The organism is Buttiauxella sp. AC038 (assembly GCF_979253565.1).
This window is the reverse complement of sequence record NZ_CEEDCQ010000001.1, coordinates 4,704,597-4,726,522: the sequence shown is the minus strand read 5'-3', so window position 1 is coordinate 4,726,522 and position 21,926 is coordinate 4,704,597. Positions and strand designations below refer to the sequence as shown.

At 51.2% G+C, this 21,926-nt stretch carries 21 protein-coding genes and 1 riboswitch; of the genes, 10 read left to right on the top strand and 11 right to left on the bottom strand.

The window, feature by feature from the left end; genetic code table 11:
• Positions 1-42 precede the first annotated feature (42 nt).
• Entirely contained in the window at positions 43-4,269 is a 4,227-nt protein-coding gene (gene rpoC, locus AC0IXI_RS22325) for a DNA-directed RNA polymerase subunit beta' (protein ID WP_064515278.1), read from the top strand.
• Positions 4,270-4,358: 89 nt separating this feature from the next.
• Here the strand turns inward: rpoC and AC0IXI_RS22320 are convergent, their stop codons facing one another.
• Together AC0IXI_RS22320 and AC0IXI_RS22315 are read right to left on the bottom strand one after the other, a co-directional pair.
• Entirely contained in the window at positions 4,359-4,676 is a 318-nt protein-coding gene (locus tag AC0IXI_RS22320; protein ID WP_034461505.1) for a PTS lactose/cellobiose transporter subunit IIA, read from the bottom strand.
• A 3-nt stretch (positions 4,677-4,679) separates the two neighbouring features.
• Positions 4,680-4,988 carry a PTS sugar transporter subunit IIB gene (locus AC0IXI_RS22315; protein WP_034461506.1) on the bottom strand — a complete coding sequence of 103 codons (309 nt, stop codon included), beginning with the start codon at positions 4,986-4,988 and terminating at the stop codon, positions 4,680-4,682.
• 289 nt (positions 4,989-5,277) lie between these two features.
• On the opposite strand from AC0IXI_RS22315, the gene AC0IXI_RS22310 reads away from it, so the two are divergent.
• Together AC0IXI_RS22310 and AC0IXI_RS22305 are read left to right on the top strand one after the other, a co-directional pair.
• Positions 5,278-6,630 carry a PTS sugar transporter subunit IIC gene (locus tag AC0IXI_RS22310; protein WP_471683131.1) on the top strand — a complete coding sequence of 451 codons (1,353 nt, stop codon included), beginning with the start codon at positions 5,278-5,280 and terminating at the stop codon, positions 6,628-6,630.
• Positions 6,623-7,936, top strand: coding sequence for a 6-phospho-beta-glucosidase (locus AC0IXI_RS22305; RefSeq protein ID WP_422569489.1), 1,314 nt, complete (start codon positions 6,623-6,625; stop codon positions 7,934-7,936). The genes AC0IXI_RS22310 and AC0IXI_RS22305 overlap by 8 nt, the downstream gene beginning before the upstream one ends.
• Here the strand turns inward: AC0IXI_RS22305 and AC0IXI_RS22300 are convergent.
• Positions 7,926-8,657, bottom strand: a complete 732-nt coding sequence (locus AC0IXI_RS22300; protein WP_064515311.1) for a GntR family transcriptional regulator — start codon at positions 8,655-8,657, stop codon at positions 7,926-7,928. The genes AC0IXI_RS22305 and AC0IXI_RS22300 overlap by 11 nt on opposite strands.
• 104 nt (positions 8,658-8,761) lie before the next feature.
• Between AC0IXI_RS22300 and AC0IXI_RS22295 the strand changes: the two genes are divergently transcribed.
• The gene (locus AC0IXI_RS22295; RefSeq protein WP_471683130.1) at positions 8,762-9,907 is read left to right on the top strand and encodes an SIS domain-containing protein; all 1,146 of its coding nucleotides are present in this window, start codon (positions 8,762-8,764) and stop codon (positions 9,905-9,907) included.
• 56 nt (positions 9,908-9,963) lie between these two features.
• On the opposite strand, the gene thiH is transcribed toward AC0IXI_RS22295, so the two are convergent.
• From thiH to AC0IXI_RS22260, 7 genes are all read right to left on the bottom strand, one after another.
• Positions 9,964-11,094, bottom strand: a complete 1,131-nt coding sequence (thiH, locus tag AC0IXI_RS22290; protein ID WP_471683129.1) for a 2-iminoacetate synthase ThiH — start codon at positions 11,092-11,094, stop codon at positions 9,964-9,966.
• On the bottom strand, positions 11,094-11,873 hold the full coding sequence (gene thiG / locus AC0IXI_RS22285; protein WP_471683128.1) for a thiazole synthase: 780 nt from the start codon (positions 11,871-11,873) through the stop codon (positions 11,094-11,096). The genes thiH and thiG overlap by 1 nt, the downstream gene beginning before the upstream one ends.
• 1 nt (position 11,874) lies before the next feature.
• Positions 11,875-12,075 (bottom strand): sulfur carrier protein ThiS, encoded by a 201-nt coding sequence (gene thiS / locus AC0IXI_RS22280; protein ID WP_064515289.1) that lies wholly within the window; start codon positions 12,073-12,075, stop codon positions 11,875-11,877.
• On the bottom strand, positions 12,059-12,814 hold the full coding sequence (gene thiF, locus AC0IXI_RS22275) for a thiazole biosynthesis adenylyltransferase ThiF (RefSeq protein ID WP_471683127.1): 756 nt from the start codon (positions 12,812-12,814) through the stop codon (positions 12,059-12,061). The genes thiS and thiF overlap by 17 nt, the downstream gene beginning before the upstream one ends.
• Positions 12,807-13,442: a thiamine phosphate synthase gene (gene thiE / locus AC0IXI_RS22270; protein WP_413499859.1), complete on the bottom strand. Its 636-nt coding sequence runs from the start codon at positions 13,440-13,442 to the stop codon at positions 12,807-12,809. Before thiE ends, thiF begins: the two co-directional genes overlap by 8 nt.
• A complete protein-coding gene (thiC, locus tag AC0IXI_RS22265; RefSeq protein WP_471683264.1) occupies positions 13,442-15,283 on the bottom strand; it encodes a phosphomethylpyrimidine synthase ThiC in 1,842 nt (613 codons plus the stop codon). The genes thiE and thiC overlap by 1 nt, the downstream gene beginning before the upstream one ends.
• 147 nt (positions 15,284-15,430) lie before the next feature.
• Positions 15,431-15,544, bottom strand: a riboswitch (TPP riboswitch).
• A gap of 51 nt (positions 15,545-15,595) precedes the next feature.
• Positions 15,596-16,099 (bottom strand): Rsd/AlgQ family anti-sigma factor, encoded by a 504-nt coding sequence (locus AC0IXI_RS22260; RefSeq protein ID WP_064515297.1) that lies wholly within the window; start codon positions 16,097-16,099, stop codon positions 15,596-15,598.
• A gap of 103 nt (positions 16,100-16,202) precedes the next feature.
• Between AC0IXI_RS22260 and nudC the strand changes: the two genes are divergently transcribed.
• The 6 genes from nudC (at position 16,203) to AC0IXI_RS22230 (ending at position 20,575) form a co-directional block, all read left to right on the top strand.
• A complete protein-coding gene (gene nudC, locus AC0IXI_RS22255; protein ID WP_064515299.1) occupies positions 16,203-16,976 on the top strand; it encodes an NAD(+) diphosphatase in 774 nt (257 codons plus the stop codon).
• A 51-nt stretch (positions 16,977-17,027) separates the two neighbouring features.
• A complete protein-coding gene (gene hemE / locus AC0IXI_RS22250) occupies positions 17,028-18,092 on the top strand; it encodes a uroporphyrinogen decarboxylase (RefSeq protein ID WP_064561676.1) in 1,065 nt (354 codons plus the stop codon).
• A 9-nt stretch (positions 18,093-18,101) separates the two neighbouring features.
• Entirely contained in the window at positions 18,102-18,773 is a 672-nt protein-coding gene (gene nfi, locus AC0IXI_RS22245) for a deoxyribonuclease V (RefSeq protein WP_064515303.1), read from the top strand.
• Positions 18,774-18,816: 43 nt separating this feature from the next.
• Positions 18,817-19,407, top strand: coding sequence for a YjaG family protein (locus AC0IXI_RS22240; RefSeq protein ID WP_064515305.1), 591 nt, complete (start codon positions 18,817-18,819; stop codon positions 19,405-19,407).
• 185 nt (positions 19,408-19,592) lie between these two features.
• Positions 19,593-19,868, top strand: coding sequence for a nucleoid-associated protein HU-alpha (gene hupA / locus AC0IXI_RS22235; RefSeq protein ID WP_034492331.1), 276 nt, complete (start codon positions 19,593-19,595; stop codon positions 19,866-19,868).
• Positions 19,869-19,876: 8 nt separating this feature from the next.
• Positions 19,877-20,575, top strand: coding sequence for a DUF1481 domain-containing protein (locus tag AC0IXI_RS22230; protein WP_134187827.1), 699 nt, complete (start codon positions 19,877-19,879; stop codon positions 20,573-20,575).
• 52 nt (positions 20,576-20,627) lie between these two features.
• Here the strand turns inward: AC0IXI_RS22230 and purD are convergent, their stop codons facing one another.
• Positions 20,628-21,920 carry a phosphoribosylamine--glycine ligase gene (purD, locus tag AC0IXI_RS22225; protein WP_471683126.1) on the bottom strand — a complete coding sequence of 431 codons (1,293 nt, stop codon included), beginning with the start codon at positions 21,918-21,920 and terminating at the stop codon, positions 20,628-20,630.
• Positions 21,921-21,926: the final 6 nt, after the last annotated feature.

Genomic DNA, 21,926 nt, shown 5'->3' with positions numbered 1-21,926 from the left:
CCGGACGTCTCTGAGAAGTCTCACTCCGACGGGAGCTAATCCGTGAAAGACTTACTTAAGTTTCTGAAAGCGCAAACTAAGACCGAAGAGTTTGATGCGATCAAAATTGCTCTGGCTTCGCCAGACATGATCCGTTCTTGGTCGTTCGGCGAAGTTAAAAAGCCGGAAACCATTAACTACCGTACGTTCAAACCAGAACGTGACGGTCTGTTCTGTGCTCGTATTTTTGGGCCAGTAAAAGACTATGAGTGCCTGTGCGGTAAGTACAAGCGCTTGAAGCACCGTGGCGTTATTTGTGAGAAGTGCGGCGTTGAAGTAACCCAAACTAAAGTGCGCCGTGAGCGCATGGGTCACATCGAACTGGCTTCCCCAACTGCGCACATTTGGTTCCTGAAGTCACTGCCGTCTCGTATCGGCTTGCTGCTGGATATGCCACTGCGTGATATCGAACGTGTACTTTACTTCGAATCATATGTGGTTATCGAAGGCGGTATGACCAACCTCGAGCGTCGTCAGATCCTGACTGAAGAGCAGTATCTGGATGCGCTGGAAGAGTTCGGTGACGAATTCGATGCGAAGATGGGTGCGGAAGCTATTCAGGCCTTGTTGAAAAACATGGATCTGGAGCAAGAGTGTGAAACTCTGCGTGAAGAGCTGAATGAAACCAACTCTGAAACCAAACGCAAAAAGCTGACCAAGCGTATCAAACTGCTGGAAGCGTTCGTTCAATCTGGTAACAAACCAGAGTGGATGATCCTGACAGTTCTGCCGGTTCTGCCGCCAGATCTGCGTCCACTGGTACCGCTGGATGGTGGTCGTTTCGCAACTTCAGATCTGAACGATCTGTATCGTCGCGTTATCAACCGTAACAACCGTCTGAAACGTCTGCTGGATCTGGCTGCTCCTGACATCATCGTACGTAACGAAAAACGTATGCTGCAGGAAGCGGTTGATGCCCTGCTGGATAACGGCCGTCGCGGTCGTGCCATCACCGGTTCTAACAAGCGTCCTCTGAAATCTTTGGCTGATATGATCAAAGGTAAGCAGGGTCGTTTCCGTCAGAACTTGTTGGGTAAACGTGTTGACTACTCCGGTCGTTCTGTAATCACCGTAGGTCCATACCTGCGTCTGCATCAGTGCGGTCTGCCGAAGAAAATGGCACTGGAGCTGTTCAAACCGTTCATCTACGGCAAGCTGGAACTGCGTGGTCTTGCTACCACCATTAAAGCTGCGAAGAAAATGGTTGAGCGCGAAGAAGCTGTCGTTTGGGATATCCTGGACGAAGTTATCCGCGAACACCCGGTACTGCTGAACCGTGCACCAACTCTGCACCGTTTGGGTATCCAGGCATTTGAACCTGTACTGATCGAAGGTAAAGCTATCCAGCTGCACCCGCTGGTTTGTGCGGCATATAACGCCGACTTCGATGGTGACCAGATGGCAGTACACGTTCCACTGACGCTTGAAGCTCAGTTGGAAGCGCGTGCGCTGATGATGTCTACCAACAACATCCTGTCACCAGCGAACGGCGAGCCAATCATCGTTCCTTCTCAGGACGTTGTATTGGGTCTGTACTACATGACCCGTGACTGTGTTAACGCCAAAGGCGAAGGCATGGTGCTGACTGGCCCTAAAGAAGCTGAGCGTATCTATCGCGCAGGTCTGGCCTCTCTGCATGCGCGTGTAAAAGTGCGTATCACTGAATATGAAAAAGGCGAGAACGAAGAGTTCGTTGCCAAAACCAGCATTATCGACACCACCGTAGGTCGTGCGATTTTGTGGATGATCGTACCGAAAGGTCTGCCTTACTCCATCGTCAACCAGGCGCTGGGCAAGAAGGCAATCTCCAAAATGCTGAACACTTGTTATCGTATTCTGGGTCTGAAGCCTACGGTAATCTTTGCTGACCAAACGATGTACACCGGCTTTGCTTATGCAGCGCGTTCAGGTGTATCCGTTGGTATCGATGACATGGTCATCCCTGCGAAGAAAACTGAAATCATCTCTGAAGCGGAAGCTGAAGTTGCTGAAATTCAGGAACAGTTCCAGTCTGGTCTGGTAACAGCCGGCGAACGCTATAACAAAGTCATCGATATCTGGGCTGCGGCGAACGATCGTGTATCTAAAGCGATGATGGACAACCTGCAAACTGAATCCGTTATTAACCGTGACGGCGTCGAAGAGCAGCAAGTTTCCTTCAACAGCATTTACATGATGGCCGACTCCGGTGCTCGTGGTTCTGCAGCACAGATTCGTCAGTTGGCAGGTATGCGTGGTCTGATGGCTAAGCCAGATGGCTCCATCATCGAAACGCCAATCACCGCGAACTTCCGTGAAGGTCTGAACGTACTCCAGTACTTCATCTCCACGCACGGTGCTCGTAAAGGCTTGGCGGATACCGCACTGAAAACTGCGAACTCCGGTTATCTGACGCGTCGTCTGGTTGACGTTGCACAGGACTTGGTTGTTACCGAAGACGATTGTGGCACCCTCGAAGGTATCACGATGACTCCGGTTATCGAAGGCGGCGATGTTAAAGAACCACTGCGCGACCGCGTTCTGGGCCGTGTAACGGCTGAAGATGTGATCAAGCCGGGTACTGCAGACATCCTGGTAACTCGTAACACGCTGATCGATGAGCAGTGGTGTGACGTGTTAGAACTTAACTCTGTTGATAGCGTGAAAGTACGTTCTGTTGTTGGTTGTGAAACCGACTTCGGCGTGTGTGCACACTGCTATGGTCGCGACCTGGCTCGTGGTCACATCATCAACAAAGGTGAAGCTATCGGGGTTATCGCGGCACAGTCCATCGGTGAACCAGGTACTCAGCTGACGATGCGTACGTTCCACATCGGTGGTGCGGCATCTCGTTCGGCTGCTGAATCCAGCATTCAGGTTAAGAACAAAGGTAGCATCAAGCTCAGCAACGCTAAGTCGGTTGTGAACTCCGCCGGGAAACTGGTCGTCACTTCTCGTAACACCGAGCTGAAACTGATTGATGAATTCGGTCGTACTAAAGAGAGCTATAAAGTTCCTTACGGTGCGGTAATGGGTAAAGGTGATGGCGAGCAGATTGCAGCGGGCGAAACCGTAGCAAACTGGGATCCGCACACCATGCCAGTCGTCTCTGAAGTAAGTGGTTTCATCCGCTTTACTGACATGGTCGACGGCCAGACCATTACTCGTCAAACTGACGAACTGACAGGTCTGTCATCTCTGGTTGTTCTGGATTCTGCAGAACGTACCGCGGGTGGTAAAGATCTGCGTCCAGCACTGAAAATTGTTGATGCTCAAGGTAACGACGTTCTGATCCCTGGTACAGATATGCCAGCTCAGTACTTCCTGCCAGGTAAAGCGATTGTTCAGCTGGAAGATGGTACTCAGATTCACTCTGGTGACGCGCTGGCGCGTATTCCTCAGGAATCAAGTGGTACCAAGGACATCACCGGTGGTCTGCCACGCGTTGCTGACCTGTTCGAAGCGCGTCGTCCGAAAGAGCCAGCTATCCTTGCTGAAATCAGCGGGATCATCTCGTTCGGTAAAGAAACCAAAGGCAAACGCCGTCTGGTTATCTCTCCACTCGACGGCAGCGATGCTTACGAAGAGATGATTCCTAAGTGGCGTCAGCTGAACGTGTTCGAAGGCGAAGTTGTAGAACGCGGTGACGTTGTTTCCGATGGTCCAGAATCTCCGCACGACATTCTGCGTCTGCGTGGCGTGTATGCTGTGACTCGTTACATCACCAACGAAGTGCAGGACGTTTACCGTCTGCAAGGCGTTAAGATTAACGATAAACACATCGAAGTCATCGTGCGTCAGATGTTGCGTAAAGCAACCATCGTTAACGCTGGTAGCTCTGACTTCCTGGAAGGTGAGCAGGCTGAATACTCTCGCGTCAAGATCGCTAACCGCGAACTGGAAGCGAACGGCAAGATTAACGTGTCCTTCTCACGTGATCTGCTGGGTATCACCAAAGCCTCTCTGGCAACCGAGTCCTTCATCTCCGCGGCATCGTTCCAGGAGACAACTCGTGTGCTTACCGAAGCAGCTGTTGCGGGTAAACGTGACGAACTGCGCGGCCTGAAAGAGAACGTTATCGTCGGTCGTTTGATCCCAGCTGGTACCGGTTATGCGTACCACCAGGATCGTATGCGCCGTCGTGCAGCGGGCGAAGCGCCAGTTGTACCTCAGGTCACCGCAGCGGATGCAACTGCCAGCCTGGCAGAATTGCTGAACGCAGGTAATCTGGGCGGTAACGATAACGATTAATCGTTAGAGACGCCAAAAACAAAAACCGCTCGAAAGAGCGGTTTTTTTATGCCTGAAATCTGAAGCGTTAAAACTGAAAGAAATAAAAATCAGTTAGCTAGCGGCAGGCGGCGATACAGTTCAATCATGTCTTCTGCTAAATCCTGAATCACCATCGCGTTCATCAGGTGGTCCTGGGAGTGTACGGTAATCAAGTTAACCGGCAGTTTGCCAGTGCCTTCATCTAACCCGATAAGTTGGGTCTGAATTTTATGCGCATGTTTCACAAACTCACGAGACTCTTCCATCGCTTGTTGAGCTGCTACGAAATCACCTTTACGGGCCATTTGCAGAGCTGTCAGTGCCTGGCTGCGCGCGCTACCGGCATTAACCAACAATTCCATGATAATCGTTTCTAAATCTTCCACGTCTTATGACTCCATCATTTTCAAAGCTTTCTCGAGCACAACATCGCCTTTCATCATGCCGTAATCCATCATGTCGATAACAGCAACCGTTTTACCCATCGGCTCTGCAATCGCCTGTAGCTTAGCGTGTTCGTATTTAACCTGTGGACCCAGCAGCACGATATCGGCGGTGTCGATATTGTCTTTAAATTCTGCAACCGGCACTGCCTTGATTGAGACTTCAATACCTTTCTTCTGAGCGGCGTCCTTCATACGTTGGACCAAAATGCTAGTCGACATACCCGCTGCACAACACAAAACGATATTCTTCATAGATCTGCTCTCAGTGTCCGTTGGATACACAGATAATTATCCGTGACGCCCCGGTACAACAACCGCTTTGCAGTGATTGTGTGTGAGGTGTCACAAAAGAAACTTAGATGGACTGAAACCGGTTACATTTTGCGTTTCCCTGATCGCTTGCGATTGTGGAGCTGCTCACAAATCCCGCTTAATCCTGGCAAACCTCATTGTGCTTCATTGACAGAAAACCCTGAACTACATAGTCTTTAATTAAGTGGTATATACCACCAACATCAGAACCAGCACAGTGAGCCACAACATGCAAAATTTCACTGCTTTTATGGAAAGAAAAATATTGCCCCTGGCAATGAAGATTGAAGGGAATGATTATCTCTCGGCTATTAAAGATGGCTTCATTCGGATTATGCCATTTCTCATTATTGGCTCTTTCTTTTTACTGATAGCCAATTTGCCAATCCCTGGCTATAACGAATTTATTACTCGTATTTTTGGTGAGAAATTTATTGGGCAGTTAAATTATGTCCTGGATGCAACCTATTCTGTAATGGCATTACTTGTGGTCTTGAGTACCAGCATTAGCCTGGCAAAACGTTGGCAACTTAATGAAATATCCTGTGCGCTTATTTCTCTCGTCAGTTTTTTGATTGTCACACCTTATAAACTTCCGCAAGAAAATGGTGGGGTAATCAGCGATGTCATTCCAACCTTCGCGCTGGGTGCTCAGGGTTTATTCCTTTCACTGATTGTGACGGTAACAGCAGTGCGCTTGTATCGTTTCCTCAACCACCCGCGTTTGACAATTTCTATGCCATCGAGTGTTCCTCCTGCGGTGGCAAATAGTTTTAGCTCATTAATTCCATCATTTCTTATCGTCGTGGCATTTTGGCTGATTCGCTTATTATTCGAAGTGACTCCGTTTGGCACAGCGCAAGAGATGATTTTTAAGGTGCTGCAAGCGCCGATGATGCAGTTGGGCAATACCTTGCCATCACAAATGGTGGCGGAGTTTTTTGTCAGTTTCTTCTGGTTCTTTGGTTTGCATGGTGATTCTATTGTGACCGCTATTATGGGCCCAATCTGGCGCTCATTAACGCTTGAAAATATGCAAGCCATGAAGCAAGGCTTGCCACCAGTCAACATCATTACTCAACAGTTCCGCGATGTGTTTTTAATTTGTGGTGGTACAGGATTTACCCTCGCAATGTTACTGGTGATGTTGTTTCGGGCTAAAAGCAAGCGCATGCGTGAAATAGCGAAACTCGCTTCGCCGGCCGCCATTTTTAATATCAACGAGCCGATAATATTCGGTGTGCCTATTGCCCTAAACCCGCTGCTATTTATCCCCTTTATCATCGTTCCGGTTGTGCTATGCGTAATAACCTATAGCGCGATGGCTTTTGGCTGGTTGCCACTGACATCCGGTCTGGAAATACCCTGGACTACGCCTATTTTTATTAGCGGTTTTTTAATTTGCGGCTGGAAAGGCATGCTCTTTCAGGTAATTAACCTCGTAGTCGCAATGACAATTTATTACCCATTCGTTATGACGCTGGATAAGCAATATCTGCGAGAAGAAAACGAACAGGAAGAAAGTATCGTCAATCAGGATGAAATAGTCCTGGAGTATAAAGAAGGATTGCGTAATGAATAAAAAATTAAAGATAGTGACTATCGGTGGCGGTAGCTCTTATACGCCAGAGATTATCGAAGGTTTTATCCAACGCTATGCCGAAATGCCAATTAGTGAAATCTGGCTGGTGGATGTCGAAGCCGGTCGTGAAAAACTGGAGATCGTCGGAAATCTGGCAAAACGTATGGTCGAGGCGGCTGGCATTGACTGCCAGGTTCATCTCACGCTCGACAGACGCGAAGCGCTGAAAGATGCCGACTTCGTCACAACCCAACTGCGGGTGGGGCAATTAGACGCGCGTATTAAAGACGAACGTATTCCCTTGTCACACGGGCTAATTGGCCAGGAGACAAACGGTGCGGGCGGGTTGGCTAAAGCACTACGTACCATTCCTGTGATTCTGGATATCTGCCGCGACATGGAAGAGCAGTGTCCGGATGCGTGGCTGATTAACTTCACCAATCCGAGTGGTATCGTCACCGAAGCAGTTATCAAACACAGCAAAATTAAATGCGTCGGGCTATGTAATTTATCCCAGTCAATGCAGCGTATGGTGGCAGAAATTCTCGGTGTGGATAAATCTCGCTTCTTGCTGCAACTCGTTGGCTTGAACCATTTCCTGTATGGCACCCACGTCTATATGGATGGTAAAGATGTCATGCCAGACGTGCTGAAAAATCTCAAATATGACAGCGAACACAAACCGAAAAATATCCCGGATATTCCATGGCTTCAGGAACAAATCCAACATCTTGGCGTGATCCCATGCCCTTATCACCAGTATTACTACGCCACCAGTGATGTGCTGGAAAAGCAGCTTCAGGAATTTGAAGAACATGGAACGCGTGGCGAAGTGGTGCAAGCGGTCGAGCATGAGTTATTTGAGCTTTACAGAAACCCGCAGTTGCATGAAAAACCAAAACAGCTCGAGCAGCGCGGTGGGGCGTATTACTCCGAAGCGGCCTGCGAGCTAATCAGCGCAATCTATAACGACAAAAATCTACTGATGACGGTCAACGTGCGTAACAACGGCGCGATTCGTTCACTGCCGGATAACGTCGCCATTGAAACGACTTGTGTTATTGGGCGTTACGGTGCGATTCCGCTTAATAACGATCCGTTGCCTGCCACAGTTTCAGGTTTAGTTTCTCTGATGAAAGCCTGGGAAGAAATGGCGGTGGAAGCAGCGGTAACGGGTGACTACGGCGCAGCTTTGCAAGCGCTAACCCTTAATCCACTGGTTCCTTCGGGCAAAGTTGCAAAAGTGGTGCTTGATGAATTACTCGAAGCACACCGCGAATATCTGCCGCAATTCTTTAAGGGATAAGGTTTTTACGGCTGCGCATTCTAAAGAGGTCGCCGCGGTTGTAACTCCAGGAGTAGTTAAACACCGTGCCGTCCTCAAGCCAGGTGCTCTCTTTGATGTGCAACATGGGTGAATTAACGGGGATATCGAGCAGGGCTGCCATCACATCGTCAAACAGGCTCGCTCCTACCATGGAGTCTGTGCCACCGATTTTTTGTTGGCACTTCTGTTCGATAAAGGCGTACAGCGAGTGGTTTTGCAGCACGTCGTCGTCAATGGCATCGACAATCGCTAACGGAATGTAGCTGTCCTCGACCAAAACTGGAGTGCCGTCGAACAGGCGAACGCGGCGGATAGCATGAACAGGTTCGTTTTCAGGCACGCCAAACTGGTTGGCAAGGTATTCACCGGCAGGTTGCTGCACATGGTAAATCAGGCGGCTGGTGATGGCGACTTTGCCACTGAGTTCTTTCGTTACGCCCAGCGCACTGCTTTCTCCATTCGGGTTGAGCAAATACACCGGTGGTGCAAAGGCGCGATTTACGTAGGTACCTTTGCCGACCACTTTTTTAACCAGGCCTTCTTGTTCCATATGGGCAATGGCTTTTTGCACCGTCGCACGCGTGACCTGGTAAGTTTCCGCCAGCTCGCGTTCAGAAGGGATCAGGGAGCCAACCGGGTATTTTTGGTTCTGAATATCGCGTTTAAGGGTATCGCGAATAAGGATGTATACCGGTTTCATGGTTCCCCCGATAGGGTTGTTAATGAATTGGAATAGCGCGGAAGTCGGCATGCTAAAGCACTTCTTCGGCGTGGCGCAAGTTTCATAACAGGTGGAAAATAAACATGTTAAATCATAATGAAGCTTACTGGCAGCAAAAGGGAGCCAGTTTGACCGTAGAAGCCATCGTGGCTCAGCCCCGTTTGTGGCAAGAAGGACTTGAACGTGTCAAAGCACATGAAGCTGAGATTCAGGCATTCTGGCGCAAAAGTGATACCGACACGCGAATCCTGATTACAGGGGCGGGTTCCTCGCTGTTGGCGGCACAGGCGAGTGTGAACTGGTTGCGTAGTATCGTACCAAATCAAATTGAAGTGGTACCGGCAACCGATCTGGTGCTGATGCCTGAAAGCCTGCACAACAATACCGTATTAGTGTCGGTGAGTAGCTCGGGTAACACGCCGGAAACAGTGAAAGTTGTGGAGCGAGCACTCGCCGCTAACCCGAAATTGCGGCATCTCAGTGTCACTAACAACGCCAGCAGCCGCCTTGCTCAACTTGCACAGCAGCATTGCGAAGGGCTGTTTATCCCGGTACCAGAAGGTACTTCTAACGGCAGTTTTGCGGCGACCTCCGAGTTCACCATTCCCCTTTGGTATTTGATGTTGCTGGTGGCTCCTGCTGGCTGGTCTGAAGCCGAAAAAGTGCTGCCAGTTTTGCAGCGCGGCATGAACCATTTTCTCAACCACTATGCTGCTGATATCGAAAAGTGGGCGGCAGAGTCTCGCAACAATGTGGTAGTCGTCGGTTCTCTGTCGCTAAAAGCCGTAGCCTGTGAAACCAGCCTCAAACTGCTGGAAATGGGTAACGGAAAGGTGATGACGGCCTGGCATTCAATGCTGGAATTCCGCCATGGGCCAAAGCTCATTATCAATCGTGATGCCACGCTTATCGGTTATCTTGCCGCACGCGCCGAAATCAACCGCTATGACAGTGACATGATGGCGGAACTGACCCGTGAGCGAAGCGCCACAGCGCAAATTATTGCCATCGGCCATGATGCGTTACCGGCAGGCGTTAAACCGGGAGATCGTTATTTTCATTTTGCCGCACCAGAGCTGGCGGATTACCACGAATCCTGGACGACATTACTCTATGTTGCCTTTGCGCAATTGACCGGGCTTTACAGTGCCATTGCGTTGGGCGTGACTCCAGATATGCCTTCCCGAGACGGTAAAGTTGCAAAAGTCGCGAAAGTGACCGTTTATTAATTGAAAGACGGGGCGGCAACGAAAAGGAAAAGTTGCCGCTATTTAAACGTGCAAAGCTACGGCGAGTTTCTTCCCAGAAAACTATCCCAATCTTTCCACACAGGTTGTAAGCCTGAGCGTGTTAATGCCTCAGCCACTTCCACCGGAGTGCGCCCGTCGTGCGGCGCAAACTGCTCAAGCTCAGGGTGATTATCGGCGTACCCTCCGGGCTGAGTTTTGGAAAACGCACTCACATTATTGATGGCGAGTGGGATCATATGATCCCGGAACCACGGTGATTCACGCGTAGAAAGCGAAAGCTCGACATCGGGCGCAAGCAGGCGAAATGCGCATATCACCTGCACTAACTGGCTTTCAGTCATGACCGACGCCGGTTCTACGCCACCCGTACAGGGTCGTAAACGCGGAAACGAAATCGAATAACGACTTTGCCAGTATTGTTGCTGTAGCCACAGTAAGTGCTCCGCGACCATAAAACAGTCGGTGCGCCAGCTGTCCGATAAACCAATCAACGCCCCGAGGCCTATTTTATCTATCCCCGCACGGCCAAGCCTGTCCGGTGTTTCCAGGCGCCAGAAGAAATCCTGCTTGTTGCCCCGTAAATGATGCTGCGCGTATACCGCCTGGTGATAGGTTTCCTGATAAACCATCACCCCATCCAGCCCGAGAGTTTTCAGTTCGGCATATTCATGTTCATCCAGCGGCTGTACTTCCATTTGCAGCGAACTGAACTGGCGGCGGATCGCAGGAAGGTGCTGACGAAAATAATCCATTCCGACTTTGGTCTGGTGTTCACCGGTCACTAACAACAAATGTTCGAAGCCTAGTTTGCGAATCGCCTCGCATTCCCGCTCAATTTCCTGTTGATCCAGGGTTTTGCGTTTGAGCTTGTTACTCATGGAAAACCCGCAGTAAGTACAATCGTTAGCGCAGAGATTTGACAGATAAAGCGGCACGTAAAAACTCACCGTGTTACCAAAACGCTGGCGAGTTAATTTCTGGGCCTGTTGTGCCAGCGGCTCGAGATAGTGGCTGGCGGTAGGGGAGAGCAGCGCCATCAGATCGTCGCGGGTGATTTTGCGTGCGCTCAATGCTCGCTCCACGTCGGCAGCCGTCTTGCTGTTAATACGAAGTCGGATGTCATCCCAGTCCAGCTCACGCCAACGGTCGGTGAAAGTTTGTGCCATCACGTACCCTCCTGGCTAAATTGCAGAAACTGGGTTAACGGGCTGGAGGCTTGTGCCTGCTGGTGGCGGGTGCCTAAACCGGATTTAGCCGCTAATACGCCAGCTTCAACTGCCAGGCGAAATGCCTGAGCCATTTGCACGGGATCATGCGCCACGGCAATCGCCGTGTTCACCAGTACCGCAGCGGCCCCCATTTCCAGCGCTTCTGCGGCATGGCTTGGCGCACCGATACCTGCATCAACCACTACTGGTACGCGAGCCTGGTCGATAATAATTTCTAAAAATGCCCGGGTTTGTAAGCCCTGATTCGAACCAATTGGTGCCCCGAGTGGCATGACCGCTGCACATCCGACTTCCTCAAGCCGTTTGCACAAAACGGGATCGGCGCCGCAATAAGGCAATACGACAAAACCCTGTTTGACGAGTGCCTCCGCAGCTTTCAGCGTTTCGATGGGGTCGGGTAGCAAATAGCGGGCGTCGGGGTGGATTTCCAGTTTTACCCAATGCGTACCGAGCGCTTCTCGGGCAAGCTGTGCGGCAAAAATCGCTTCTTCAGCCGTTTTAGCGCCAGAGGTATTCGGCAGCAACTGTACGCCCGCCTCAAGTAGTGGCGCGAGAATCGCATCGTTACGGTTACGCAAATCGACGCGCTTCATTGCCATCGTCACTAACTGCGAGCCGGAAGCGCGAATCGCTTCAACCATCACCTGCGGCGAGGAAAATTTCCCGGTGCCGGTGAATAAGCGTGATGAGAAAGTTTTATCAGCAATCTGTAGCATGTTAACCCCCGGCTATGGCCTGAAAAAGCAAGATCTGGTCGCCATCTTTCAACAAATGAGCTTCCCACTGTTCACGTGGCACAATGCTTTGGTTGATGGCGAGTGCTACGCCTGGTTTCAACAGGCGCAGTTGGTCAAGCAGCTTTTCCAGCGTCAGGTTATCCGGGCACTGCAGCGGTTCATCGTTAAAGTGGATGTGCATCTCGCCCTCCGCATACCGGGCAATTAGCCGCTTTTTGCATAGCGAGGGAGCGCCAGCTATGTTGACGGGCGTCGAACAGGCGCAAAGTACCCGTTGCTGGAGCCATGCCGCTCAACAACTTTATGGCCTCCAAAGCCTGCAATGTTCCCATCACACCAACCACCGGGCCGATGATTCCCGCAGTACGGCAGTTGCGCTCCGGTTCGTGTTCGTCAGGCCAGACACAGCGATAACAACCGCTTTCCCACGGTGGCGTCAGAACCATCAGTTGCCCGCCAAATCCGACTGCACTTGCAGAAATCAGCGGTTTGTTATGTGCGACACAGGCGGCGTTAACGGCCTGGCGTGTCGCCATGTTGTCGCTGCAATCCAGCACCAGATCGACGTTCTTTACCGCCTGCATCAACGCTTCTCCAGCTAAACGCTCGCTAATAACCTGGAGCGTAATATCCGGGTTAAGCTTCTGGAGATGGCGTTGAGCGGCCAGCGATTTTGGCTGTTCCAAATCCTGAGAGGTAAACAAAATCTGGCGCTGCAAATTACTGATATGCACGTTGTCATCGTCGGCGAGAATCAAAGTACCAACGCCTGCCGCCGCAAGATATAACGCGGCTGGCGAACCCAGCCCGCCAAGCCCGACGATTAAGATTTTGCTGGCGAGCAGCTTTTGCTGCCCTTCAATGGCGATGTCTTCCAGCAACATCTGGCGGCTGTAACGCATGAAATCGGCATCATTCATAGCCAGCCCCCACAAGCTCCAGTAGCTGCGCTGTTGCCGCTCGCCAGTCTGGGGCCAGAGTAATTGCGCTCACAACTGCGACACTTCCAACGCCCGTTGCGAGTACAGCAGGAACGCGCTCAATACTTATTCCACCGATGGCGACAGTCGGGTAATCGCCCAGCGTTTTGATGTGGGCTGCGAGTTGCGAAAGCCCTTGAGGAGCGGACGGCATCTGCTTGGTTTGAGTTGGAAAAACATGCCCCAACGCGATGTAAGAAGGGCGTGCTTCCAGGGCGCGATCCATTTCCATATTGTCGTGCGTCGAAAGCCCGAGGCGCAGGCCCGCATCGCGGATGGCATCCAGATTAGCGACATCCAGATCTTCCTGGCCCAGATGAACACCGTAAGCACGATGTTTTATCGCCAGTCGCCAGTAATCATTGATGAATAACCTCGCCTCATATCGCTTACCAAGCGCAATGGCAGTAGTAATGTCGGCTTCAACTTCTTCGTCGCGTTTGTCTTTAATCCGTAATTGAAGGGTGCGTACTCCCGCCTCCAGTAAGCGGGCAATCCACTCGACGCTATCCACTACCGGATACAACCCGAGTCGTTTGGGCACAGAAGGGAAGGCGGGGGTGCTCATCACACTTCCTCCTGACGCAGATAAATTTCGCCACCTTTTGCACGGAAGGATTGCGACATATCGTCCATGCCAACTTCTATGGCTTGCTTAGCGGCGAAATCGCGAACCTCCTGGGAGATTTTCATCGAGCAGAATTTTGGTCCGCACATCGAACAGAAGTGCGCGACCTTGCCGGATTCCTGCGGCAGGGTTTCATCGTGATAGGCGCGGGCGGTGAAAGGGTCAAGCGCGAGATTAAACTGGTCTTCCCAGCGGAATTCAAAACGGGCTTTCGACATCGCGTTGTCGCGGATTTGCGCACCAGGGTGGCCTTTTGCCAGGTCTGCGGCATGTGCCGCAATTTTGTAGGTAATCAGCCCCTGTTTAACATCTTCTTTATTCGGTAGGCCAAGATGCTCTTTTGGTGTGACGTAACAAAGCATCGCACAGCCGAACCAGCCAATCATGGCTGCACCAATACCTGAGGTGAAATGGTCGTAACCCGGTGCAATATCGGTGGTCAGCGGGCCGAGCGTGTAGAACGGAGCTTCATGGCAGTGCTCCAGTTCTTCGGTCATATTGCGGCGGATCATCTGCATGGGCACATGTCCCGGGCCTTCAATCATCACCTGCACATCGTATTCCCAGGCAATTTTGGTCAACTCGCCAAGCGTATGCAGCTCAGAGAATTGCGCTTCATCGTTGGCATCCTGAATGGAGCCAGGGCGCAGGCCGTCGCCAAGCGAGAGTGAAACGTCGTAAGCGGCACAGATTTCGCAAATTTCGCGGAAGTGCTCATACAGGAAGTTTTCCTGATGATGTGACAGGCACCATTTCGCCATAATCGAACCGCCGCGCGACACAATTCCGGTCAGGCGTTTGGCCGTCATCGGCACATAACGCAGCAGCACTCCGGCGTGAATGGTGAAATAGTCCACGCCTTGCTCGGCCTGTTCCAGGAGTGTGTCGCGGAACATTTCCCAGGTCAGGTCTTCAGCGATGCCATTTACTTTTTCCAGCGACTGGTAAATGGGCACGGTGCCGATAGGGACTGGGCTGTTACGTAAAATCCATTCGCGGGTTTCGTGGATATAGCGGCCGGTGGAAAGATCCATCACGGTGTCTGCGCCCCAGCGCGTTGACCACACCAGTTTTTCCACTTCTTCTTCAATCGAGGAGGTGACCGCTGAGTTGCCGATATTGGCATTCACTTTGACAAGGAAATTACGGCCGATAATCATCGGCTCAGACTCAGGGTGGTTAATATTGGCGGGAATGATTGCCCGGCCTGCGGCGACTTCATCGCGTACAAATTCAGGAGTAATGTTTTCTGGCACGAGAGCACCAAAACTCTGGCCTGGGTGCTGGTGGCGTAACACTTCATCGCGAATGCGTTCGCGGCCCATGTTTTCACGTATGGCGATAAACTCCATTTCCGGCGTCACTATGCCCTGGCGTGCATAGTGCAACTGCGTGACAATTTTCCCGGCTTTTGCGCGCTTCGGCGTGAGTTGTGTTTCAAAACGCAATTCGTCCAGACCATCATCAGCAAGGCGCTCTTTGGTATATGCAGAGCTACGGTCGGTCAGTGTTTCGCAATCATCACGCTCGCTAATCCAGCTTTCACGCAGTGGTGAAAGCCCGCACAGAACGTCGATGCTGATTGCCGGGTCGCCATACGGACCTGAAGTGTCATACACCGGAATGGCATCGTTAGGGGTGAACAGAGGGTTTTCTTTCGTACCGCCCGTTGCGGTTGGGCTAAGTTGAATTTCGCGCATCGGTACGCGGATATCATCGCGTGAGCCAGTTAGATAAATGCGTTGGGAATTAGGGAAAGCAGTACCTTCCAGCGTATGGATAAAATGCTGGGCAGCAGCGCGTTGTTCGCGGCGGTTTGTTTTTTTTCAGTAATAGACATAGCTCATTCCAGTAAATATCAAGGAGTGGCTTGCCAGAACAACGGAGGAGTAATAAATGTGGGGCGCCCGCGTACGGGTGAACCCAAAAGCAGAATTACTCTTGTTCCCTTCGCAGGTATTAGCCTGATCAGGTTCCGCGGATCCCGAATTAACGGTCTCAGCCGGTGTTCAGTTAAACACTCGGCACTCCGACAAGAAGAAACCCGTATTGCTACGGGTCGTTATGTAAACTACTCGTTAACAGCGCAGAACTCAAGCCGGGCGTGCAAGGTTGCCGGTATCGTTAGCACTGTCATTTATATCGTGGTCGTAAGCTAACTGAATGAGTTTATCTTCCAGTGAAAAACGTGATTCCAGTGCTTCACCGATGCCGGATAACGCTTTCTGGAACTCAATATAGTTATCATCATCGATAGCACTTTCGAGATGCGAATCGTAAAAATCCATGATGTGCTGGGTGTTGGCTTCAAGCTGCGGATAAAGATGAGTTGCGGCTAAAAGTGGGCTGCTGCCTTCCATTTCGCTGATAATGCGTTCATAAATATTGAAATGACCGGCAGAAAGATAATCCACCAGATTATGGCAAAAGTTATCCAGAGCCTTTTCATTGAGCGCGGTATGGGATTCCTTGTTAGGCTTGATCCCAACCATATTGTAATAAGCCACCAATAAATGTTTGCGGGCATATAGCCATTGGTCGATTAACTCATTACTACCACCGACGCGCTCAGTCAGATTTTCTAACTGGTTAAGCATGATTGACTCCGTGATTCCGTGAGTAAAAGATGTAACGCAAACGTACCCAAAATTGTTACGACCATTTGTTTATACCAGCGAACTCGGGGATGTGCACCAGGTTATGGAACGTGTAATTCAAAAGTTAGATCAGGGCTGGTTTATCGTCAGTCATGAACAAAAATTGTGGTTGCCGAAAGGTGAGCTACCTCACGGAGCAGCACAAGATTTTCAGCTTGATGGTGCGGTTGGGATGCATATCGGCGAGTGGGAAAGTGAGCCGGTGTGGTTAGTGCGGCAACATCGCCGTGCGGATATGGGCTCAGTGCGCCAGGTTATTGACCAGGACCCAGGGTTATTTCAACTTGCTGGGCGTGGCGTGCAGTTAGCGGAGTTCTATCGCTCGCATAAGTTCTGTGGCTACTGTGGCCATGAAATGCACGTCAGCAAAACTGAATGGGCGATGCTGTGTAACCATTGTCGTGAACGCTACTATCCACAAATTTCACCGTGCATAATCGTGGCTATCCGTCGTGAAGACCATATCCTGCTTGCTCAGCACACACGCCATCGCGGTGGAATTTATACCGTGCTGGCCGGTTTTGTCGAAGTTGGGGAAACCCTCGAGCAGGCCGTGGCGCGTGAGGTGATGGAAGAGAGCAGCATTCGTGTGAAGAATTTACGCTATGTAACTTCCCAACCTTGGCCGTTCCCGCAATCGCTGATGACCGCATTTATGGCGGAATATGACAGCGGCGAAATTGAAATCGACCCGAAAGAGTTACTTGATGCGGGTTGGTATCGGTATGACCAACTTCCGTTATTGCCTCCACCGGGTACGGTGGCTCGTCGCCTGATTGAAGACACTGTCGCCCTGTGTCGGGCAGAGTATGAATGACGTGGTAAACTGGCGGAATGTATTTAGAGTTCCAGCCAAAGGAAATGCAAAATGACTGAACTGAAGAACGATCGTTACCTGCGGGCGCTGCAACGCCAGCCTGTAGATACCACGCCAGTATGGATGATGAGGCAGGCAGGTCGTTACTTGCCAGAATACAAAGCGACTCGTGCGCAGGCTGGCGATTTTATGTCGCTGTGCAAAAATGCTGAGTTGGCTTGCGAAGTGACTTTGCAGCCGCTGCGTCGCTACAAGCTTGATGCGGCGATCCTCTTCTCCGACATCCTCACCGTGCCTGATGCGATGGGGCTTGGCCTTTATTTTGAAGCGGGTGAAGGCCCGCGTTTCCGCTCGCCAATTACCAGCCGTGCTGATGTTGAAAAGTTGCCGATTCCTGATCCGGAAGGTGAACTGGGTTATGTGATGAACGCGGTACGTACTATCCGCCGCGAGTTAAAAGGCGAAGTACCGCTGATTGGCTTCACCGGTAGCCCGTGGACGCTGGCGACTTATATGGTCGAAGGCGGCAGCAGCAAAGCCTTTACCGTGATTAAAAAGATGATGTATGCCGACCCGCAAGCGCTGCACCTTCTGCTCGACAAGCTGGCGCAAAGCGTCACGCTGTACCTGAATGCGCAAATCAAAGCGGGTGCGCAATCGGTGATGATTTTCGATACCTGGGGCGGCGTGCTGACCGGGCGTGATTATCAGCAGTTCTCGCTCTATTACATGCACAAAATCATCGATGGCCTGCTACGTGAAAACGAAGGTCGTCGAGTGCCTGTGACCATGTTCACTAAGGGTGGCGGTCAGTGGCTGGAAGCGATGGCTGAAACGGGATGTGATGCGCTGGGATTAGACTGGACGACCGATATCGCCGATGCTCGTCGTCGTGTCGGCCATAAAGTCGCATTGCAGGGCAATATGGACCCTTCAATGCTGTATGCTCAGCCTGCGCGTATCGAAGAAGAGGTCGCGACCATTCTTGCCGGGTTCGGTAAAGGTGAAGGCCACGTCTTTAACCTGGGCCATGGCATTCACCAGGATGTTCCGCCAGAACACGCGGGTGCATTTGTAGAAGCGGTGCACCGTTTGTCGAAGCCGTATCACGAGTAAGGATCAGTGATGGATCTTGCAAGCTTACGCGCACAGCAGATCGAACTCGCTTCACAGGTGATCCGCGAGGATCGCTTTGAGCAGGATCCTCCCCGGTTAATTGCCGGGGCAGACGTTGGGTTTGAACAGGGCGGTGATGTTACGCGTGCCGCCATCGTGTTATTGCAATATCCCTCTCTTGAACTGGTTGAATATCAGGTGGCGCGTGTCGCCACCTCGATGCCATATATCCCCGGCTTCCTCTCGTTTCGCGAATATCCTGCACTGCTTGCGGCGTGGGAAATGCTGTCGCAAAAACCGGACCTACTGTTTGTTGATGGCCACGGTATTTCGCACCCACGGCGTTTGGGCGTTGCCGCCCATTTTGGCCTGCTGGTGGACGTGCCGACGATAGGCGTTGCTAAGAAGCGTTTGTGTGGGAAGTTTGCACCGTTATCTGAAGAACCTGGCTCATGCCAGTTGCTGACCGACAAAGGTGAAGCGCTCGCATGGGTATTACGCAGTAAAAAGCGCTGCAATCCGTTGTTTGTCTCCACAGGCCATCGTGTAAGCCTTGATACGGCCTTGCTATGGGTGAATCGCTGTCTGATGGGTTACCGCTTACCTGAAGCCACTCGCTGGGCAGATGCTGTGGCATCGGGTCGCCCGGCTTTCACGCGGTGGCAAGCAATTCAGGGGTGATTAAGGTAAACTGCCGCTAATATTCCGTCTTTGAGACATCGCTATGTTACAAAACCCAATCCATCTGCGCCTGGAGAAACTGGAAAGCTGGCAACATGTCACTTTCATGGCTTCTTTATGCGAACGTATGTATCCGAATTACGCCATGTTCTGCCAGCAGACTGAATTTGGTGATCCTCAGTTGTATCGCCGTATTCTCGACTTGATTTGGGAAACATTGACGGTCAAAGATGCGAAAGTAAACTTTGACAGCCAACTCGAGAAACTCGAAGAAGGCATTCCGTCTGCCGACGACTATGATATTTACGGTGTCTATCCGGCGATTGATGCATGCGTTGCATTGAGCGAATTAGTTCACTCACGTCTTTCAGGGGAAACTCTTGAGCATGCAATCGAAGTCAGTAAGGCATCAATTACCACAGTTGCCATGCTAGAAATGACCCAGGCTGGTCGCGAAATGACCGACGAAGAGCTCAGAGCAAACCCTGCTGTTGAAGAAGAATGGGACATCCAATGGGAGATTTTCCGCCTGTTGGCTGACTGCGAAGAGCGCGACGTTGAGCTGATCAAAGGGCTCCGCGCGGACCTGCGTGAAGCAGGTAGTAGCAATATTGGTATAAATTTGCAGCAGTAAGACAGCAAAACGTGACTTACAGTCCGAATTGTCACCCCTGAAGGCTTCCAATTAGCCCCCCGTCTGGTCTACATTTGTGGGGCGAAAAAAGTGGCTATCGGTGCGTGTATGCAGGAGAGTGCTTTTTTGGCATTTCCGTCGCACTCGATGCTTAGCAAGCGATAAACACATTGTAAGGATAACTTATGAACAAGACTCAACTGATTGATGTAATTGCTGACAAGGCTGATCTGTCTAAAGTACAGGCTAAAGCTGCTCTGGAATCCACCCTGGCTGCAATTACTGAGTCTCTGAAAGAAGGTGATGCTGTCCAACTGGTTGGTTTCGGTACCTTTAAGGTAAACCACCGTGCTGAGCGCACTGGCCGCAACCCACAGACTGGTAATGAAATCAAAATCGCCGCAGCTAACGTGCCGGCATTTGTTTCAGGCAAAGCACTGAAAGACGCTGTTAAGAGCTAATAGTGTCAGTGAACAGTTTTAGCAGAGGGGCGTTTACGCCCCTTTTGTTTGTCTGCCGTCCTCTGGCCGCGCTGACAGGCACATTGCTGCTTATGGCTTGCAGCAGTCATTCTCCTCTCCCGCCATTTACCGCGAGCGGATATATTGCCGATCAAGGTGTTGTGCGCATCTGGCGTAAAGACAACAGCGATGATGGCAGCATTCACATGCTTACGGCGTTTAGCCCAAGGCAGAAGGGTGCAACGACCACCAGTGATTACCGCTGGCAAGGTGAGCAACTGGTATCGATTGAAATGACGATTCAGAGCGAGCCGTCAGAACATATCAAAGTGCGTTTTGACGATCATGGCGAACTGAGCTTTATGCAGCGCGAAGTGAATGGTCAAAAACAGCAGCTTTCCAATGACCAAATCGCTTTGTATCAGTATCAGGCGACTCAGACTAAAGCGACCAGCGAAGCATTGCGCATTGGGCGTGTTGTTTTGCGACAAGGCCGCTGGCATAGCAATGGCACGGTGACAACCTGCGAAGGTGAGACATTCGAGCCTAAACTCGACAGCGTATCGCTCAATCATATTGCGAATCGCCAACGCCATTCGTCACTCGATGTGAGCATAGCCTGGCTTGAAGCGCCGGAAGGTTCTCAGCTGTTGCTGGTAGCGAATCAGGATTTCTGTAGCTGGCAGCCTAAACCTGCTACGTTCTAAATAAAAAAACCGCCACGAGGGCGGTCTTAAATATCACTGCGAGTTTCGAGTCTTACTTCGCGTTTTCACGCTCAATAGCACGATAGCCAATATCGGAGCGGCTAAAACTGCCATCCCAGTGGATATCCTTCATAAGCTCATAAGCACGTTGCTGCGCTTGTGCGACAGTGTCGCCTAATGCGGTTACGCACAGAACACGGCCACCGTTAGTCACAACCATATCGTCTTCACGCAATTTCGTTCCAGCGTGGAACACTTTGCCGTCTGCGACTTCTTCAAGTGGCAAACCATGAATCACATCGCCGTTACGGTAATCAGCCGGATAGCCGCCAGCGGCCATCACCACACCCAGAGATGGGCGCTCGTCCCACTTAGATGTTGTCTTATCCAGCTTGCCATCACATGCGGCGAGGCACAGCTCAACCAGATCTGATTGCAGGCGCAGCATGATTGGCTGGGTTTCAGGGTCACCAAAGCGGCAGTTAAACTCGATAACCTTCGGGTTACCTTGTTTATCGATCATCAGGCCGGCATACAGGAAACCGGTGTAGGTATTCCCTTCAGCAGCCATGCCGCGCACGGTTGGCCAGATAACCAGGTCCATTGCACGCTGGTGGACTTCATCAGTCACAACTGGGGCAGGAGAGTACGCACCCATACCGCCAGTGTTCGGGCCGGTATCTGCATCACCAACACGCTTATGATCCTGGCTGGTGGCCATCGGCAGAACGTTTTCGCCATCCACCATCACGATGAAGCTGGCCTCTTCGCCATCCAAAAACTCTTCTACCACGATGCGGTGCCCGGCGTCGCCAAAGGCGTTACCTGCCAGCATATCGTTTACCGCCGCTTCGGCATCGATCAGCGTCATCGCTACGATTACGCCTTTGCCCGCGGCCAGGCCATCGGCCTTAATGACAATCGGCGCGCCTTTTTCACGGACATAAGCCAAAGCGGGTTCGACTTCGGTGAAGTTTTGGTATTCAGCGGTCGGGATTTTATGGCGAGCCAGGAAATCCTTGCTGAAAGCTTTTGAACCTTCTAACTGCGCAGCCCCCTGAGTTGGGCCAAAGATCTTCAGGCCAGCAGCACGGAAGGTATCGACCACGCCCATCACCAGCGGCGCTTCCGGGCCGACAATCGTCAGGTCAATTTTTTCATTCTGTGCAAAGCTCAACAGGGCAGCAATGTCAGTTGGGCTAATCGCCACGTTCTGCAAAGCAGGTTCCAGAGCCGTACCGGCATTGCCGGGAGCAACAAATACCGTACGAACTAATGGTGACTGTGACGCTTTCCAGGCCAGCGCGTGTTCACGCCCGCCATTACCTATTACTAATACTTTCATTTATAG